This is a genomic window from Pseudomonas sp. FEMGT703P, assembly GCF_002786345.1.
Lineage (GTDB): Bacteria > Pseudomonadota > Gammaproteobacteria > Pseudomonadales > Pseudomonadaceae > Aquipseudomonas > Aquipseudomonas peli.
Map to the genome: position 1 here is coordinate 241,385 of NZ_PGCM01000010.1, position 17,352 is coordinate 258,736.

13 protein-coding genes are annotated in these 17,352 nt (G+C 61.2%); 7 read left to right on the forward strand and 6 right to left on the reverse strand.

Features of this window, described 5'->3' with window-relative positions:
- Positions 1 to 7: 7 nt before the first annotated feature.
- Positions 8 to 3,724, reverse strand: coding sequence for a methionine synthase (gene metH / locus CUR33_RS14750; protein WP_289240133.1), 3,717 nt, complete (start codon positions 3,722 to 3,724; stop codon positions 8 to 10).
- A gap of 168 nt (positions 3,725 to 3,892) precedes the next feature.
- On the opposite strand from metH, the gene CUR33_RS14755 reads away from it, so the two are divergent.
- Positions 3,893 to 6,172 carry a fatty acid cis/trans isomerase gene (locus CUR33_RS14755; protein WP_289240134.1) on the forward strand — a complete coding sequence of 760 codons (2,280 nt, stop codon included), beginning with the start codon at positions 3,893 to 3,895 and terminating at the stop codon, positions 6,170 to 6,172.
- 42 nt (positions 6,173 to 6,214) lie between these two features.
- Here the strand turns inward: CUR33_RS14755 and CUR33_RS14760 are convergent, their stop codons facing one another.
- Entirely contained in the window at positions 6,215 to 7,780 is a 1,566-nt protein-coding gene (locus tag CUR33_RS14760) for a methyl-accepting chemotaxis protein (RefSeq protein ID WP_289240135.1), read from the reverse strand.
- Positions 7,781 to 8,040: 260 nt separating this feature from the next.
- Here CUR33_RS14760 and rlmM point away from each other — a divergent pair, with 260 nt between their 5' ends.
- Entirely contained in the window at positions 8,041 to 9,096 is a 1,056-nt protein-coding gene (gene rlmM / locus CUR33_RS14765) for a 23S rRNA (cytidine(2498)-2'-O)-methyltransferase RlmM (RefSeq protein ID WP_160087293.1), read from the forward strand.
- Positions 9,097 to 9,100: 4 nt separating this feature from the next.
- Here the strand turns inward: rlmM and CUR33_RS14770 are convergent, their stop codons facing one another.
- Positions 9,101 to 10,642, reverse strand: coding sequence for a CocE/NonD family hydrolase (locus tag CUR33_RS14770; protein WP_289240136.1), 1,542 nt, complete (start codon positions 10,640 to 10,642; stop codon positions 9,101 to 9,103).
- A 187-nt stretch (positions 10,643 to 10,829) separates the two neighbouring features.
- Between CUR33_RS14770 and tusA the strand changes: the two genes are divergently transcribed.
- Together tusA and CUR33_RS14780 are read left to right on the forward strand one after the other, a co-directional pair.
- Positions 10,830 to 11,081, forward strand: a complete 252-nt coding sequence (tusA, locus tag CUR33_RS14775) for a sulfurtransferase TusA (protein ID WP_170048792.1) — start codon at positions 10,830 to 10,832, stop codon at positions 11,079 to 11,081.
- Positions 11,081 to 11,536 carry a gamma-glutamylcyclotransferase family protein gene (locus CUR33_RS14780; protein WP_167144774.1) on the forward strand — a complete coding sequence of 152 codons (456 nt, stop codon included), beginning with the start codon at positions 11,081 to 11,083 and terminating at the stop codon, positions 11,534 to 11,536. The genes tusA and CUR33_RS14780 overlap by 1 nt, the downstream gene beginning before the upstream one ends.
- Here the strand turns inward: CUR33_RS14780 and CUR33_RS14785 are convergent.
- On the reverse strand, positions 11,494 to 12,576 hold the full coding sequence (locus tag CUR33_RS14785) for a DUF3080 family protein (protein WP_289240137.1): 1,083 nt from the start codon (positions 12,574 to 12,576) through the stop codon (positions 11,494 to 11,496). The genes CUR33_RS14780 and CUR33_RS14785 overlap by 43 nt on opposite strands.
- Positions 12,576 to 13,955 (reverse strand): MATE family efflux transporter, encoded by a 1,380-nt coding sequence (locus CUR33_RS14790; protein ID WP_289240138.1) that lies wholly within the window; start codon positions 13,953 to 13,955, stop codon positions 12,576 to 12,578. Before CUR33_RS14790 ends, CUR33_RS14785 begins: the two co-directional genes overlap by 1 nt.
- A 169-nt stretch (positions 13,956 to 14,124) precedes the next feature.
- Here CUR33_RS14790 and pdxB point away from each other — a divergent pair, with 169 nt between their 5' ends.
- Positions 14,125 to 15,273 (forward strand): 4-phosphoerythronate dehydrogenase PdxB, encoded by a 1,149-nt coding sequence (gene pdxB, locus CUR33_RS14795; protein ID WP_289240139.1) that lies wholly within the window; start codon positions 14,125 to 14,127, stop codon positions 15,271 to 15,273.
- Between the two features lie 33 nt (positions 15,274 to 15,306).
- Here the strand turns inward: pdxB and CUR33_RS14800 are convergent, their stop codons facing one another.
- On the reverse strand, positions 15,307 to 15,483 hold the full coding sequence (locus CUR33_RS14800) for a PA1571 family protein (RefSeq protein WP_338110971.1): 177 nt from the start codon (positions 15,481 to 15,483) through the stop codon (positions 15,307 to 15,309).
- 152 nt (positions 15,484 to 15,635) lie between these two features.
- Here CUR33_RS14800 and CUR33_RS14805 point away from each other — a divergent pair, with 152 nt between their 5' ends.
- Both CUR33_RS14805 and CUR33_RS14810 read left to right on the forward strand, forming a co-directional pair.
- Positions 15,636 to 16,751, forward strand: coding sequence for an ATP-NAD kinase family protein (locus CUR33_RS14805; RefSeq protein WP_289240140.1), 1,116 nt, complete (start codon positions 15,636 to 15,638; stop codon positions 16,749 to 16,751).
- Between the two features lie 24 nt (positions 16,752 to 16,775).
- Entirely contained in the window at positions 16,776 to 17,351 is a 576-nt protein-coding gene (locus tag CUR33_RS14810) for a DUF1287 domain-containing protein (RefSeq protein ID WP_289240141.1), read from the forward strand.
- The last annotated feature ends 1 nt before the right edge of the window (position 17,352 follow it).

Consider the following 17,352-nt stretch of genomic DNA (forward strand, 5'->3'; position numbering starts at 1 on the left):
GGTTTGCTTAGTTGTCGTAGCCGAGGTTTGGCGCCAGCCAGCGCTCGCTGACGTTCAAGTCCTGCTTTTTACGTGCGGTATAGCTTTCCACCTGATCCTTGTCGATTTTGCCGACGGCAAAGTACTGCGCCTGCGGATGGGCGAAGTACCAACCGGACACCGCAGCCGCCGGGAACATGGCGTAGTGCTCGGTGAGGAACACACCGCTGGCGCCGGCCTTGTTGAATTCGGCCACCGGGTCGAGCAGGGTGAACAGGGTCTTTTTCTCGGTGTGATCCGGGCAGGCCGGGTAGCCGGGAGCGGGGCGGATGCCTTTGTAGGCTTCCTTGATCAGCTCGTCGTTGGAGAGCGCTTCTTCGGGGTCGTAGCCCCAGTAATTCGTGCGCACCTCTTTGTGCAGCCACTCAGCGCAGGCTTCGGCCAGGCGGTCGGCCAGGGCTTTGACCATGATTGAGTTGTAGTCGTCGCCGGCGTCTTGGTACGCCTTGGCTACTTCCTCGGCGCCGATCCCTGCGGTGGTGATAAAGCCACCCACATAGTCGGTGACACCACTGTCTTTCGGCGCGACGAAGTCGGCCAGGGAATAGTTCGGTTTGCCGTCCGGCTTGATGGTCTGCTGGCGCAGGTGGTGCAGGGTGGCCAGCTTCTCACCGTTGTCGCCGTAAACGTCCAAGTCATCATTGTTGACCTGATTGGCGGGCCAGAAACCGAACACGGCGCGCGCGCTGATCAGCTTCTCGTCGATCAGCTTTTTCAGCATCTCCTGAGCGTCTGCGTACAGCGCAGTGGCAGCTTCGCCGACTACCTCATCGGTGAGAATGCGCGGGAACTTGCCGGCCAGGTCCCAGGAGATAAAGAACGGGGTCCAGTCGATATATTCGGCCAGCACCTTGAGGTCGATATTCTCCAGCACTTTCACGCCGGTAAAGCTCGGCACGGTCGGCTGATAGGTTGCCCAGTCAAACTTGGGTTTGTTCTCCACTGACTTGGCGTAGCTCAGGCGTTCGGTGCGGGCGCTGCGGTTGGCGGTGCGTTCGCGCACTTCGATGTAGTCGAGGCGGGTGCGTTCGACAAAGTCGGCTTTCAACTCTTTGGACAGCAACTGGGTGGCCACACCGACCGCGCGCGAGGCGTCGGTAACGTAGACCACCGCATCGTTCTGGTACTTGGGTTCGATCTTCACTGCGGTGTGGGCTTTTGAGGTGGTCGCGCCGCCGATCATCAGCGGCAGGTGGAAGCCCTGGCGCTGCATTTCACGGGCGACGTGGACCATCTCATCCAGCGACGGCGTGATCAGACCGGACAGGCCGATGATGTCGCATTTCTCGGCAATTGCGGTTTGCAGGATCTTTTCAGCCGGCACCATCACGCCCATGTCGACGATGTCGTAGCCGTTACAGCCTAGCACCACGCCGACAATGTTCTTGCCGATGTCGTGCACGTCGCCTTTGACCGTGGCCATGAGGATCTTGCCTTTGGCTTCTGGTTTATCGCCTTTTTCGGCTTCGATAAAGGGGATCAGGTGCGCCACCGCCTGCTTCATCACTCGCGCGGACTTGACCACCTGAGGCAGGAACATCTTGCCGGCGCCGAACAGGTCGCCGACCACGTTCATCCCGGCCATCAGCGGGCCTTCGATGACTTCGATGGGGCGCGCGCACTGCTGACGGAACTCTTCAGTGTCTTCGACGATGTGTGTGGTCACGCCTTTGACCAGCGCATGCTTGAGCCGCTCTTCGACGCTCAGGTTACGCCACTCTTCGGTTTCGGCCTCTTTGACGCTGCCATCGCCCTTGTAGTTGTCGGCGATGGCCAGCAACGCTTCGGTGGCGCCATCGTGGCGGTTGAGCACCACGTCTTCCACGGCGTCGCGCAGCTCTTTGGGAATCTCGTCGTAGATTTCCAGCTGACCGGCGTTGACGATGCCCATCGTCAGGCCGTTCTGGATCGCGTAGTAGAGGAACACCGAGTGAATCGCTTCACGCACCGGGTTGTTGCCACGGAAGGAGAACGACACGTTGGACACGCCGCCCGAGCTCAATGCATAGGGCAGGTGGTCACGGATGTAAGCGCAGGCTTCGATAAAGTCGACCGCGTAGTTGTTGTGCTCCTCGATGCCAGTGGCCACGGCAAAAATGTTCGGGTCGAAGATGATGTCTTCCGGCGGGAAGCCCACTTCATTGACCAGAATGTCGTAGCTGCGCTGGCAAATTTCACGCTTGCGCGCAGCGGTATCGGCCTGGCCGGCTTCGTCGAAGGCCATCACCACCACGGCGGCGCCGTAGCGCTTGCACAGCTTGGCGTGATGCTTGAACTGCTCGACGCCTTCCTTCATGGAGATCGAGTTGACGATGCCCTTGCCCTGGATGCACTTGAGGCCGGCTTCGATGACTTCCCATTTGGAGGAGTCGATCATGATCGGTACGCGGGAGATGTCCGGCTCGCCGGCGATCAGATTCAAGAAGGTGACCATGGCCTTCTGTGAATCGAGCATGCCCTCGTCCATGTTGATGTCGATCACCTGGGCGCCGGCTTCCACCTGCTGCAGGGCGACTTCGAGGGCTTCGGTGTAGTTGTCCTCGCGGATCAGGCGGGCGAACTTGGCCGAGCCGGTGATGTTGGTGCGCTCGCCGACGTTGATAAACAGCGAGTTGCGGTCGATGGTGAAGGGCTCCAGGCCCGACAGGCGACAAGCCTTGGGAATATCCGGAATCACCCGCGGCGGATACTTGCTCACCGCTTCGGCAATCGCCTGGATGTGCGCAGGCGTGGTACCGCAGCAGCCGCCGACGATGTTCAAGAAGCCCGAGGCGGCAAATTCTTCGACCACCAACGCCATTTCCGCCGGGGTTTCGTCGTATTCACCGAAGGCATTCGGCAAGCCGGCGTTGGGGTGCGCGGAGACATGGGTATCGGCCTTGGCTGCCAGCTCTTCCAGATACGGGCGCAGGTCCTTGGCGCCGAGGGCGCAGTTCAGGCCCACAGAGATCGGGTTGGCGTGGCGCACCGAGTTCCAGAATGCTTCGGTGGTCTGGCCCGACAGGGTGCGGCCGGAGGCGTCGGTGATGGTGCCGGAAATCATGATCGGCAGCTCAATGCCGTCATCCTCGAACACCTGCTGCACGGCGAAGATCGCCGCTTTAGCGTTGAGGGTGTCGAAGATGGTCTCGATCAGGATCAGGTCCGCGCCGCCCTCGATCAAACCGCGGGTGGCTTCCACGTAGTTTTCCACCAGCTCGTCGAAGGTGACGTTGCGGTAGCCGGGGTTGTTCACGTCCGGGGAGATCGAGCAGGTGCGGCTGGTCGGGCCTAAAACGCCGGCGACAAAGCGCGGGCGATCTGGGGTTTCCAGGGTCTTGGCATCGGCCACTTGCCGAGCCAGGCGTGCGCCTTCGACGTTCAGCTCATAGGCCAGCGCTTGCATGCCGTAGTCAGCCTGAGACACCTGGGTGGCGTTGAAGGTGTTGGTTTCCAGAATATCCGCGCCGGCATCCAGGTAGGCCTTCTCGATAGCGCCGATGACGTCCGGGCGGCTGAGGATCAGCAGGTCGTTGTTACCCTTTACATCGCTTGGCCAATCGGCGAAGCGCGTGCCGCGATAGTCCTCTTCCTCCAGCTTGTAGCTCTGGATCATTGTGCCCATGCCGCCGTCGAGGATCAGGATGCGTTCCTTCAGGGCTTGCTGAAGGGCATTGAGGCGGGCACTGCGATCGGACAGAGACATGGAGAGAACTACCTGGGACGCGTGAAAAAAAGATGCGCGATGATAACAAAGCTGCACGCTTTTGCAGTGGGCTGTGCTTTTACATGAATCTTGCTCATGTTTACGGGTTGGCCTAGGTGACCCAGGGCCAGCTAGAATCGCCATTTAAGCCATTTTAGAGACGTTTCCATGGTCTGCCGCTTACTGCTCGCTGTGTGTTTGTTGTTCATTGGTTCATTACAGGCGGCCGAACCCATTTCCTATAGCCGTGATGTTCAACCGATTTTTACCAAGAACTGTGTGGCTTGCCATGCCTGTTACGACGCCGCCTGCCAGCTCAACCTAGGCAGTGGCGAAGGCGTGCAGCGCGGTGCCAGCAAGGCGGCGGTGTACAACGGCACGCGCACCCAGGCCCAGGCCACTACGCGGCTGTTTGTTGATGCCCACGGTGAGGCCGCGTGGCGGCGTAAGGACTTTGTGTCTGTGCTGGATCAGCAAGGCAGTCAGGCCGCGTTGATGGCCCGCATGCTTGAACTGGGTCATCAGCAGCCGTTTGCTGCCAACAGCAAATTACCGGCGCAGCTGAATATCGGCATCAACCGGGTCAATCAATGTCCGCTTCCTCAGGAATTTGAGGCGTTTGCTCGGAAAAATCCGCAAGCCGGCATGCCGTTCGCAGTGACCGGGCTGAGTGATGCCGACTACCAGACGCTGCAGGCTTGGCTGGCGCAGGGGGCACCGGTAGATGAGCAGGCGCTGCAGGCCAGCGCGGCGGAGGCAGAGCAAATCGCCAGCTGGGAAGCGTTTATGAACGCTCCAGGCGCCCGCGAAGCATTGGTGTCACGCTGGCTCTACGAGCACCTGTTTCTGGCCCATCTGCATTTCGCCGGCGGTGAGCCGGGGCATTTCTTCCAGATGGTGCGTTCACGCACGCCCACTGGTAAACCTGCGGACATCATTGCCACACGTCTGCCCAATGATGACCCCGGCACTGAGTTCTACTACCGCCTGATCCCCGTTCAGGGCGTGATTGTGCATAAGACCCACATCACCTATGGCCTCAGTGCCGCCAAGTTGAAGCGGGTCAACGAGCTGTTTTTTGCCAGCGATTGGCAGGCGGACGCGGTGCCAGGTTATGGCCTGCAGCGCCGTGCCAACCCATTTGAGACCTTTGCGGCGATTCCGGCCCAGGCGCGTTACCAATTTATGCTGGATAACGCTGAATACTTTGTGCGCACCTTTATTCGCGGCCCGGTTTGCCGCGGACAGATTGCCACAGACGTGATTCGCGATAATTTCTGGGCGGTGTTCCAGGACCCGCAGCATGACCTCTATATCACTGACCCTGAGTACCGTGAGGAGGCCAAGGAGTTGTTGGCCATGCCGGGTCAACTGGACAGCATCGGCGACACGCTCGGTCTGTGGCGGACTTACCGCGATAAGCGCAATCAGTATGAAGCGCTGCGTATGCAGCGCTACGCCGATGCGCCAGCGCCCAGTTGGTCGCATATCTGGGCCGGTAACGACAACGCACTGCTGTCGATTTTTCGCCAGCACGACAGTGCGTCGGTGCGCAAAGGCCTGATTGGCGAAGTGCCGCAAACCATCTGGTGGCTGGATTTCCCGCTGCTGGAGCGTACCTATTACCAGCTGGTGGTGAATTTCGATGTGTTCGGCAACGTGTCGCACCAGGCGCAAACGCGGCTGTACTTCGATTTGATCCGCAACGGCGCCGAGGTCAACTTTCTGCGCTTGATGCCAGCCGAGTCGCGGCAGGGCTATCTCAGCGACTGGTACCAGAGCAGCGGCAAACTGAAGATCTGGCTGGATTACCAGGCCATCGACAGCGAAAGCCCGAGCGCCCTGCGCTTGCCCGGCAGCGACCCTAAACGCAGCTTTGTCGAAACGCTGCTGGAGCGCTATGGCAGCCTGAATGCAAGACCCGACCCGATCAACCGCTGCACGGGTGCGTATTGTCATCGCCCTGAGCTGGATGCCGAGTTACAGCGCGCCGAACAGTCTCTGAGTCGGTTGACGGCAAAACCTGCGGGCACCCTCAAGGTGATCGAGCAACTGCCAGAGGCTACCTTGCTGCGGGTGGAAATGGCCGATGGCCAGCGTGAGGTGTACAGCCTGCTGCGCAATCGTGCGCACACGAATGTGGCCTTTATGCTCGGTGAGGAACTGCGCTACCAGCCGGCGCTGGATACCCTGACGGTGTATCCGGGCGTGCTCAGCAGCTACCCGAACTTTATCTTCAATGTGCGAGTGGAGCAGACTGCGGAATTTGTCACGGCGCTGGAGCAGGCGCGTGACGCAGCGGCCTTCGAAAAAGTCGTCGAGCGTTGGGGGATTCGCCGTACGCATCCGGAGTTCTGGCGCTACTTCCACGATATGTCGGCGTATATCCAGCAAACCGAACCGCTGGAAGCTGGCGTGCTGGATATGAACCGCTATCAGAACTTGTAAACGGGGAGGACTGCGCACTGCGAGGCAGTGCGCGGTTGCATCTTAGCGGTTGAAGCGTTCTACCAGCGCGTACTGGCCGTGTGCTGTGGCCGTCAGGGCTTCGCTGAGCAAGGCAGTGTCATGTGCTTCACCGGCGGTCTTGTCGGCTAGTTGGGCGATGGTGGTGATGCTGCGGTTGACCTCATCAGCCACCGCGCTCTGCTCTTCGGCAGCGGCGGCAATTTGGTTGGCCATGTCGGTGATATTAGCCACCGCGTCGCTGATGCCGGCCAGAGCCTCATCGGCCTGCTGGACACGCTCAACCCCTTCGTCAGCCTGTTTGCGGCCGATTTCCATGGTCAGCACCGCCTCCTCGGCGGTGCGCTGCAGTTTGGCGATCAACTGGTGAATCTGCCCGGTAGATTCGGCGGTCCGCTGCGCCAGTGAGCGCACTTCATCGGCCACCACCGCAAAGCCTCGGCCCATTTCGCCAGCACGCGCTGCTTCGATGGCAGCGTTGAGGGCGAGCAGGTTGGTCTGGTCGGCAATGCCTTTGATCACATCGACCACACCGCCGATTTCAGTGCTGTCATGGGCCAGGCGGGTCACTGTTTCACCGGTATCACCCACCGATTGTGACAGGCGCTGAATGGCTGCGCGGGTTTCTGCGGCAATGCCACGACCGGCGCTGGTCAGGCGGTTGGCATCCTGGGTGGCGATGGCGGTACGGGCGACGTTGCTCGCCACTTCCAGGGTGGTGGCGGCCATTTCATTGATCGCAGTGGCCACCTGGTCGGTTTCGCTGCGCTGGCGCTCAAGCCCGGCGGAGCTGTTGTGCGCCAGGGTGTCGGCCTGCTTGGCTTGCTCGGTGAGCTGTTCGGCGGTGTCCTGCAAGCGCGTCAGGCAGGTTTTCAGGCGCGCTTCCTGGCTGAGGATGGACATTTCCAGGCGGCCCTGGGCGCCGCGGCTGTCGGTGTACATTTGTGCAATCAGCGGGTCAGAGGTGGTCTGGTCGGCCAGGCGCAGTAGGCGTTTTAGGCCACGCTGTTGCCAGTTCAAGCCGGCCAGGCCGAGCGGCACCGAGAGCGCCGCTGCCAGGGCAAATCCCCAGCTGGAGTCGAGCCAGGCACCGATCAGGAAGCCGATCTGGCTGACCAGAATAAATGGCAGCCAGTCCTGCACGATTGGCAGCCAGCGGTCACTGCCAGGAATGGCCGATTTGCCGCTGTTGATGCGCTGGTATAACGCCTCGGCCCGGCGGATCTGTTCGGCCGTTGGTTTGACCCGAACTGACTCATAGCCCACCACTTGGTTGCTCTCTGTCACCGGCGTGACGTAGGCATTGACCCAATAATGGTCACCGTTCTTGCAGCGGTTCTTGACGATCCCCATCCACGGCCGGCCTTTTTTCAGGGTGTCCCACATATGCTGGAACACCGCTGCAGGCACGTCCGGGTGACGTACCAGGTTGTGTGGCGCACGAATCAGCTCATCGCGGCTAAAGCCACTGATCTCGACAAAGGCGTCATTGCAGTAGCTGATCTGGCCTTTGAGGTCGGTGGTGGAGATCAGTCGTTGCTGCGCGGGGAAGGTGCGCTCGCGCTGAGTAATAGGTTGATTATTGCGCATGGCGTTTTTTATTCCTTTAAACGTTACCGGTACTTCGGCCGTTGCTGGCGGAAGTTTAGCCCGTGAATCCAGGCGCAACCGGCAAGAGGCATGTTGTTGTCGTTTACCCCGCTGTTTTGCTGGGGCGGTCGATGATCGATTGGCAGGGCCAGAGCCTTGCGCAGTGGCGCCAGTCTAACCTGCAGATCAGGAAAAGGCCGATGCTAAGCGAGCACAGGCGGGTGACTCGGCTATGATGCGCGCCTTGAGGAGAGTCGCTGATGAATACGTTGTTGTTGCACTGCCGTCCGGGTTTTGAAAATGAGGTGTGCGCGGAAATCGCCGAGCACGCCGCGCGCCTGGATGTTGCCGGTTATGCCAAGGCCAAGCCGAGTACCGCCTGCGCGGAATTTATCTGCACTGAGGAAGACGGTGCAGAGCGCCTGATGCGTGGGGTGCGCTTCAATCAGCTGATCTTTCCGCGGCAGTGGGCACGCGGGGTGTTTATCAACCTGCCAGAGCTGGACCGGATCAGCGTGCTGCTCGGCCATCTGGCAGATTTTCCGGTATTTGGCAGCCTGTGGCTGGAAGTGCTGGACACCAACGATGGCAAGGAGCTGTCGAATTTCTGCAAGAAGTTCGAGGCGCCGCTGCGCAACGCCCTGACTAAGGCCGGCAAGCTGGTCGAGGATGCACACAAGCCACGCCTGTTGTTGACCTTCAAAAGTGGTCGTGAGGTGTTTGTCGGCATGGCCGAGGCGAATAACTCGGCGCTCTGGCCTATGGGCATTCCTCGGCTGAAGTTCCCCCGCGAAGCGCCGAGCCGTTCGACGCTCAAGCTGGAAGAGGCCTGGCACACCTTTATCCCCCGCGAGCAATGGGATGAGCGCCTGTCCGATGAGATGACCGGGGTTGACCTCGGTGCGGCACCCGGCGGCTGGACCTATCAGCTGGTCAAGCGCGGCATGCTGGTGACGGCCATTGATAACGGGCCAATGGCGGAAAGCTTGATGGACACAGGGCTGGTCAACCACTTGATGGTCGATGGCTTCACCTGGACGCCTAAGCAGCCGGTGGACTGGATGGTCTGCGATATCGTCGAGAAACCGGCGCGGACTGCGGCAATGGTGGAAACCTGGATTGGCGATGGCCATTGCCGGGAGGCTGTGGTCAACCTCAAGCTGCCGATGAAGCAGCGTTACGCTGAGGTACGTCGCCTGTTGCAGCGCCTGGAAGACGGCTTTGCCGCGCGCAAGATCAAGGTGTCGATTGCCTGCAAACAGCTCTACCACGACCGCGAAGAAGTTACCTGTCACCTGCGCCGCCTAGGTAAATAACCCCTCAGTGCCTGGCTAGTTGCGTTTGCAATGGCAGCAACTGCGGCCACTCGACACTGCCTTGCAGTGTGCTGCTGGAGAGCTGCCAGGAACCGTTGAACAGGTATTGGCCGCTAAAGCCGCTGATACGCAGGCCCAAGGTGTCGCCCGGTTGCAGTTGTGCGCTGACGGCAGCCAGTTCCGTGCTGGCTTGCCCGTTGAGCGGGGTGACCTGTTCACTGAGTACCTCACTGCTGCCATCGGCGCGCTTGACCACCAGGGCCGCAAACAGCGTTGGCATTCCTTCGGCGTTTTCCAGATGCATGCGGGGCACGCCAACCAGTGCGCTGCTCGTCTGTACCTGTTGCAGCGGGATAAACCGCGACGGCTGTAGCAGTCCGCTGCTAAGCGGTCGAATCGAAGTGGCCGGCAGCTCTATCCGCTGATTAGCCGGCAGTTGTTGCAGAGCCACGCCCTGATCCAGATCGAGACTGACGCAGAAATCGGGAATGCTCGCTGCCACACCTTTGCGCCCGCGCAGCTTGTCTTCGTACCAGCTGATGATGCTCTGGTAGAGGTTGATCGCCCGGCCATCGCAGTTAAGTACCGCTTCATTATTGAACGGCGGCAGGCCGCTCCAGCGTTGCATGGGCGGTGGCAAAATATGCCCACCCTGCATGCCGAGCAGGCGCACATCACGGGCGCCTTGTTGCAGGCAATCCCGAATCGCCAGGCCCTGGTTGAGCGGGAACAGTGTGTCGCGCATGCCTTGGATCAGCAAGGCATCGGCTTGCGGGCGCTGGCCGCGTGCGCAGTAGCTGGTCAAGCTGTGGGCTTTGAGTTCGTCGCGCACCGGTTCGCGCATACGGCCATCAGCGCTTTTCAGGTAGGGTGCTTGGACGAACTTGCCCAGGTCATAGCCGGTGGAAAGGCCCAAGCTGAGCAGCACGCTTGTCCAGCCGATTTTCAGGTGGCTGTCCGGGGCCAGGGCTTCGCTCAGGTCGTACCAGGTGGATATCGGCACAATCGCGTCGATGCGCGGGTCCGTAGCTGACGCAAGCAGCTGCACGGCGCCGCCATAGCTTTCGCCGAGCATACCGACTTTCGGGTCATTCGGTGCATCCATGCTCAGGCGTGGCAGGTTGGCGGCGGCCCAGTCGATTACTGCCAGGGCATCTTGCACTTCATAGTCGGGGTCCATCATCTCGATATCGCCCTCGCTGCCGCCCCAGCCGCGCTGGTCGTAGCTGATTACCCAGTAACCAGCCTGCCAGGCTTTCACTGCGGCGCGACCGGACATCATCTGCGTGCCGTAGAAGCCGTTCGGTCGGGTGACGCGCCAGCCGCCCCAGCCGTGGGTGTGCACGATGACCGGAGCCTGCTCGCCAGCCTTCAGTGCAGGCTGGAATACGGTGGCCGACAGCCGTGTGCCATCGCGACCATGGATCACTGCATCAAAGTGGGTGGCTGGTAGATCCTGCTGCGCGGTGACGCTGAAGTCCGGCAGTTGATCACGGGCGGCGCAGCCGCTGAGCAGCAGGGTGGCAATTAGAAGGGCAAGGCGCATGAATGGCTCTTATTGGAATGGTGGACGCTGCGCAGCCTGCCTGATCAGGGCGTGGCTGCCTGCCCATCCAAGGTTGTGTTGGCCTGTTGTCGGGCCAATCGCGCTACACAGGCGTTTTCCATCAGGCGCTAGATGACCTTTGGGTCAGCTTTGCGCGAGAATAGCGGCCTGCTACTGGAGCCAGCCGATGTCTTTGCAAACCACCGCCATTCCCGATGCCACCCTTGACGCCACTGGGCTCAATTGCCCCGAGCCGGTAATGATGCTGCACAACAAGGTGCGCGACCTGCAGGCAGGCGGCCTGCTCAAGGTGATAGCCACCGACCCCTCGACCCGTCGCGACATTCCAAAATTCTGCGTGTTTCTTGGCCATGAGCTGGTGGAGCAGGCTGAAGACGGCGCGACCTATCTGTACTTAATCCGCAAGAAGCTCGACTGATGCAGTGGTACTTCGCCTACGGCTCGAATATGAACCTGGCACGTATGCAAGCGCGCGGCATGACGGTGCTGGAGGCACTGCCGGGCCATCTTCCCGGTTACAGCCTGTGCTTTAACAAGCGGGCGGCGGATCGGGCGCCGGGGCGGGCCTACGCCAATATCCGTCATCAGCGCGAGGGGCGGGTGGAAGGTGTGCTGTATCGCCTGGCCGACGCTGGTGAGATCGCCAAGCTGGATCACTTCGAAGGCACGCCAATCTATTACAGCCGCGAATGCCTGCCGATTGTCGCGGCCCACGGCGTGCAGCCGGCCTGGGTGTATATCGCCAACCCGGTCTTTCGTGAAGAAGGGCTGTTGCCCAGCGCCGATTACCTGGCCCACCTGCTGGCGGGGCGTGAGTTATTGTCCGAAGCCTACTGGTCGACGCTGGCAGCTTGGCCCGTCCATCCCGATTGACCGGGCGCCAGGCCGCAGCTGTTCAGCACGTCCTGCCAACTGCGCACATGCCGTGCGGTGGCCTGTTGGAAGTCCGCCCATAACGACGCCTCGTCACTGCTCAATTGCTGCAGGTATTCCCGCGTCGCTGGGGGTATCTGCGCAACGCCGCTGAGGCTGCGCAGGCTGCTGCTCCAAGCTTGGCCGCGTTGATCCACGAGCGCTAGGTAGGGCTGCAGGCCACCGGCGTAATATTTGACGAAGATGTTCTGTAGGGTGCGCGCACGTTCTGTGGCCCTGCCCGTGGGGCAGAGCGGCCGCCCCTGTTGGCGGCTTTGCAGCATGGCGCTGCCTTGGTTGAGGCTGTGGGTCAGGCTGGCCAGGCTACTGATCAACTGGCCGCCCTGGTCGCTGGCATGCAGGGCGAAGAGCAGCGGATCCAGCTGCTCGGCACTTGGCGGCAATCTGGCGGGCAGGGCGCTGCCGATGGCGGCCAGCTGCGCTAGGGCATTCAGCGCCGCGTTATCTTCGCTGGCATCTGGCGGCAGGGGTTGCTCGGCAAAGCGCAGGTAGCGTTCGACCTCCGGGCTGGCATTCAGGGCATTCCAGAATACGCCGGGTAGTTGCGCACGTTTTTCTTGCGCCAGTTGCTCAAGGGTATTGCGTAGTGGCTGTTGGTCCTGACTGCGCAGGTGTTCGCTGCAGTCATCCAGGGCGCGCAGCAGATCGCCTTCGTAAGCCAGGCGGCTGCTGGGTGTGAGTTGTTTACCGAGGCTGTTGTTGCGCTGGCTGATCTGCTGTTGTAGGGCGGGGCAGCGACGCACATCGACCAACAGGTCCAGCAGGCTGATGCGCAGTTCGGCAATTTCTATCAGTCGTTCGCGCCGAGCGGGTAGGCGGTAACGGGTCAGTTCGCTGGAGTCGAAGGCGGTTGCCGGTTCGACATCCAGAGCATTGCTTAATCGCTGCAGGTAATCAGCCTGCAAGGCTAGGCCGTCATCGGCGGGCGTACAGGCGCATAGACAAAGCGCAGTGATTAGAAGCAGCAGGCGGGCGTTCATCAGGCCATCTTAGCGGCTCGAATGCGTTTGCGCGCGCTGCCGGCCAAGCGCACGGCGAGCATGCCGCCGGCGCAGGTCAGGCCGACCACCAGACCCTGCCAGAGACCGCTGGGGCCGCTGGGCTCGCCGAACCAGTCGGTCAGACCGAGCGCATAACCCACCGGCAGGCCGATACCCCAATAAGCGAACAGGGTCAGGATCATGGTGACGCGGGTGTCCTGATAGCCGCGCAACGCGCCGGCGGCCGTCACCTGAATGGCATCAGAGAACTGGAACAGCGCCGAATACACCAGCAGTGTGGTGGCCACCGCAATTACTGCACCGTCCGGGGTGTAGATTTGCGCAATCTCTTCGCGCAATAGCAGCATCAGGCTGGCCGACAGGCAGGCGTAGCCCAGCGCTGCCGCCATGCTCACTCCAGCAGCAAAGCGCGCCTCGCGCGGTTCGCCACGGCCCAGTGCCTGACCGACGCGCACGGTTGCAGCCATGCCCAGGGAATACGGGATCATAAACACCATGGAGCTGAAGTTCAGGGCGATCTGGTGCCCGGCTACTACGGTGGCGCCCAGGCCGCCGATCAGCAGAGCAATCACCGCGAAAATGCTCGATTCGGCGAATACCGAGATGCCGATCGGCAAGCCGACCGAGAGCAGGCGTTTGTGCACCGGCCACTGCGGCCATTCGAAGTGGTTGAAGATTTTGCTCGCCTGATAGAACGGCGCCCACTTCACCCACCAGAGCATGCTCAGGAACATAAATGTCATCACCAGGCCGGTGGCCCAGCCGCAGCCGACGCCGCCCATGGCCGGCAGCCCGAGCTTGCCGTAGATAAAGATGTAATTGAGCGGAATATTCAGCGCCAGGCCGCACAGGCCGATGACCATGCTCGGCCGGGTATGCCCGAGGCCGTCACTGAAGCAGCGCAGTACGTGGTACAGCGCCACAGCCGGAAAGCCGCAGGCCACGGCGCGCAGGTAGCCCATGGCGGGCTCGATCAGCGCCGGGTCGACGTTCATCAGGCTGAGGACGATTTCCGCATTCCACAGAATCACCGCCGCTGCGATGCCCACCGCCAGGGCCAACCACAGGGCCTGACGCACCAGCGGGCCGATCTCGGTATGCGCACCTGCGCCGAAGCGCTGCGCTACCTTGGGCGTGGTGGCCAGCAGAATGCCAGTCATCAGCAGAAATACCGGCACCCAGATCGAGTTGCCCAACGCCACCGCGGCCAGATCCTGCGGGCTGACCCGGCCGGCCATCACGGTATCGACGAAGCCCATGGCAGTATTGGCCAACTGGGCAATGATGATCGGCGTTGCGAGCTTCAGCAGGCTGTAGAACTCGGTGCTGGCGCGTTGCAAGCGGGTTTGGGCAAGCATGAAAAGTGGTATCCAGCTGGTATCAGGAAACCGTGCAGTCTACGCCCTGACGGCTTGGTCAGGAAACCTTGTTGCACAGTGTTTCAGCACGACGGGCGCATTGCGCTACTCAGCGTAGCCAAGCGGTGCAGGCAGGTTAGAATGCCGGCCTGATTTATGGAGCACAGCCATGCGCATCGTTGCTGATGAAAATATCCCCCTGCTTGACGAATTCTTTGCCGGTTTTGGCGAAATTCGTCGCCTGCCCGGCCGCAGTATCGATGCGGCTGCTGTCGCCGATGCTGACCTGTTGCTGGTGCGCTCGGTGACCCAGGTTGATCGCGCGCTGCTAGACGGCTCGGTAGTGAAGTTTGTCGGCACCTGCACCATCGGCACTGATCATCTTGACCTCGACTACTTCCAGCAGGCCGGTATCACCTGGGCTAGCGCGCCGGGCTGCAATGCTCGTGGTGTGGTCGACTATGTGCTGGGCAGCCTGCTGGTATTGGCTGAGCAGCAGGGTGTTGATCTGGCTATGCGCACCTATGGGGTGGTTGGTGCGGGGCAGGTAGGCAGCCGTCTGCTTAAGGTGCTGCGAGGTCTGGGCTGGCGTGTGCTGGTCTGCGATCCGCCGCGTCAGGCCGTTGAGGGCGGCGATTTCGTCAGTCTGCAGCAGGTGCTAACCGAGTGCGATGTGATCAGCTTGCATACGCCGCTGGAACGTCTGGGTGAGCACCCGACTTATCACCTGTTCGATCACGCACGCTTGGCCGCACTCAAGCCAGGCAGCTGGCTGATCAACGCCAGCCGTGGCGCGGTGGTGGATAACCAGGCATTGCGCGAATTGCTGACGCAGCGCAGCGATCTGCAGGTGGTGCTGGATGTCTGGGAAGGCGAGCCGCAGGCCGATGTCGAGCTGGCCGCATTGTGCCGCATCGCCACGCCGCATATTGCTGGCTACAGCCTCGACGGCAAGCTGCGCGGCACGGCGCAGATCTATCAGGCGCTGTGTCAGTACCTGGGTGTTGCGCCCAGCGTTGAACTGGCGCAGCTGATGCCCGCGCCGTGGCTGAGTGATTTGACTATCGACCCCAGCGCTGATCCGGCCTGGGCCCTGGCCAGTATCTGCCGCGCCGTGTATGACCTACGTCGCGATGATGCGGATTTTCGCCGGAGCCTACAGGGCGATGCGCTAACCCGGCGTGTGGCTTTTGACGGGCTGCGCAAGCACTACCCGATGCGCCGGGAGATCGACGGGTTGGAGGTCTGCGTGAAGGGTGATGCGCCGGCGTTGGCCAGCCTGGTGCAGGCGTTGGGCGCGAGGTTGAATCAGTTGTAGCGAAGGGCAGCGAATGCTGCCCTGGCGGGAAACTTATTTACGCTTGGTGGTTTGCTGTTGAGCTTTTTCCAACGCGTTGCAGGCCTGCTGGATCATCTCTTCGGTGATCGGAATTTCGCGGCCCTGGGCGTCGATGACAAAGCCGCCAATCGGCATTGTCGTGGTTTTTTGCGAATTCTGTTGTTGGCTGTGCATGGCTTGTCTCCTCATCGGTTAGCGCGATTTTATGAGTGTTAGATGAAGGCGCTATGACAACTGCGACGGCAGAAAACCGCCGCAAGACACAGGGCAAGTTAGCCATTGCAGGCACTGTGCCAGGGGCGGAAGGTATTGAGCTGGCAGGTATTGAATTAGAGGGTGTTATGGGGCTTTTCCATATTGGCTTGATCATCAACCCATTGGCCGGCCTGGGCGGCCCGGCGGGGTTCAAGGGCAGTGATGGCATGGCCGAGCAGGCCTTGGCTCTGGGTGTTGAGGCCAAGTCGGCGCTGCGTACGCAAACTGCCCTTGAGGTGCTGTTGCCGCTGCGTGAGCGCCTGGAATTCGTCACCTTTCCCGGCGCGATGGGCGCTGACCTGCTGAGCGAGATGGGTTTTGCCCACCGTGTGGTCGGTGAGCTACCGGCTGGTCCGAGCAGCGCCGTCGATACCCGTCAGGCGGTTGAGCTGCTGCAGGGTGCTGGCGTGGCGTTGATTCTGTTCGCTGGTGGCGATGGTACGGCGCGGGATATCTGCGCCGCTGTGCGCGAAGGCCAACCTGTGCTGGGGATCCCGGCCGGGGTGAAGATTCAGTCCGGGGTCTACGCCATCAGCCCGCGCGCTGCCGGCGAATTGACTGCGCGGCTGATCGAAGGCGGCTTGGTGCGCCTGAGCAGCGGTGAAGTGCGCGATATTGATGAAAGCGCCCTGCGTGAGGGGCGCGTAACCGCACGCTGGTACGGCGAACTGACCGTGCCGCAGGAAGGCGGCTATGTGCAGCAGGTCAAACAGGGCGGCGTGGAGTCCGAAGAGCTGGTGCTGAATGATCTGGCTGACTGGCTGCAGGACAGCTGGGAAGCCGACGTGCGTTATGTCTTCGGCCCGGGTTCGACCCTACATGGTCTGGCGCAGAACCTCGGTATGCAGACCACCTTGCTTGGCGTCGATGTGGTCGAAAACGGCCAGCTGCTGGCCTGCGATGTAACCGAGGCGCAGCTGTTCGAGCTGATTGACGGCCATCCAGCGCGTCTGTTGGTCACCGCCATTGGTGGCCAGGGTCATATTATCGGTCGCGGCAACCAGCAGATCAGCCCACGGGTGTTGCGCGCGATTGGCCTGGATAACCTGCGGGTAGTCGCCACCAAACGTAAGCTCGGTACGCTTGAAGGCCGGCCGCTGCTGGTCGACAGCGGCGATGTCGCGCTGGACGATGCCTTTCCCGATGTCGTACGGGTGTGGGCCGGTTATAAGGAAGAGCTGCTCTATCCCGTGGGCAAGTAGCAGCTGGGCGATTAAGGAGGCGTGATGCGGGCGATTCTGCTATTTGCATTGGCTATGTTGCTAAGCGCCCAGGCCTGGGCGCTGCAAGCTGATGTCCTGGTTACAGCGGCCCGCGAGCAGGTCGGCGTGACGCTCACTTATGACCCGGCCTATCGTCGCCTTGGTTACCCCAATGGCGATGTACCGCTAAATACCGGCGTGTGCACCGATGTGGTGATCCGCGCCCTGCGCGAACAGGGGCTCGACTTGCAGCAGGCCGTGCATCAGGACATGCGCGCGAACTTTAGTCTCTATCCAAAGAACTGGGGGCTAAGCCGGCCCGACAGCCATATCGACCACCGCCGTGTGCCGAACTTAATGACCTGGTTCAAACGTCAGGGTTGGTCGCTGCCGCTTGGCCAGGATGCCGAGCGCTATCGGCCTGGTGATATCGTCACCTGGGATCTCGGCGGCGGCCTGACCCATATCGGCATTATCAGCGACCGCCAGGCCGGCAGCGGTGTGCCCCTGGTGCTGCACAATATCGGCCGCGGCACCCAGGAAGAGGACATTCTCTTCAGTTTTAAAATTACCGGTCATTACCGTATCCCGGCCGCTTAAA

What these genes read in the sequence shown, in the direction of transcription:
- CUR33_RS14800 (WP_338110971.1), bottom strand. Translation starts at nt 15,483, where the DNA reads ATGAGGAGACAAGCCATGCACAGCCAACAACAGAATTCGCAAAAAACC.
- CUR33_RS14755 (WP_289240134.1), top strand. Translation starts at nt 3,893, where the DNA reads ATGGTCTGCCGCTTACTGCTCGCTGTGTGTTTGTTGTTCATTGGTTCA.
- metH (WP_289240133.1), bottom strand. Translation starts at nt 3,724, where the DNA reads ATGTCTCTGTCCGATCGCAGTGCCCGCCTCAATGCCCTTCAGCAAGCC.
- CUR33_RS14760 (WP_289240135.1), bottom strand. Translation starts at nt 7,780, where the DNA reads ATGCGCAATAATCAACCTATTACTCAGCGCGAGCGCACCTTCCCCGCG.
- pdxB (WP_289240139.1), top strand. Translation starts at nt 14,125, where the DNA reads ATGCGCATCGTTGCTGATGAAAATATCCCCCTGCTTGACGAATTCTTT.
- CUR33_RS14805 (WP_289240140.1), top strand. Translation starts at nt 15,636, where the DNA reads ATGGGGCTTTTCCATATTGGCTTGATCATCAACCCATTGGCCGGCCTG.
- CUR33_RS14770 (WP_289240136.1), bottom strand. Translation starts at nt 10,642, where the DNA reads ATGCGCCTTGCCCTTCTAATTGCCACCCTGCTGCTCAGCGGCTGCGCC.
- rlmM (WP_160087293.1), top strand. Translation starts at nt 8,041, where the DNA reads ATGAATACGTTGTTGTTGCACTGCCGTCCGGGTTTTGAAAATGAGGTG.
- CUR33_RS14810 (WP_289240141.1), top strand. Translation starts at nt 16,776, where the DNA reads ATGCGGGCGATTCTGCTATTTGCATTGGCTATGTTGCTAAGCGCCCAG.
- CUR33_RS14785 (WP_289240137.1), bottom strand. Translation starts at nt 12,576, where the DNA reads ATGAACGCCCGCCTGCTGCTTCTAATCACTGCGCTTTGTCTATGCGCC.
- CUR33_RS14790 (WP_289240138.1), bottom strand. Translation starts at nt 13,955, where the DNA reads ATGCTTGCCCAAACCCGCTTGCAACGCGCCAGCACCGAGTTCTACAGC.
- CUR33_RS14780 (WP_167144774.1), top strand. Translation starts at nt 11,081, where the DNA reads ATGCAGTGGTACTTCGCCTACGGCTCGAATATGAACCTGGCACGTATG.
- tusA (WP_170048792.1), top strand. Translation starts at nt 10,830, where the DNA reads ATGTCTTTGCAAACCACCGCCATTCCCGATGCCACCCTTGACGCCACT.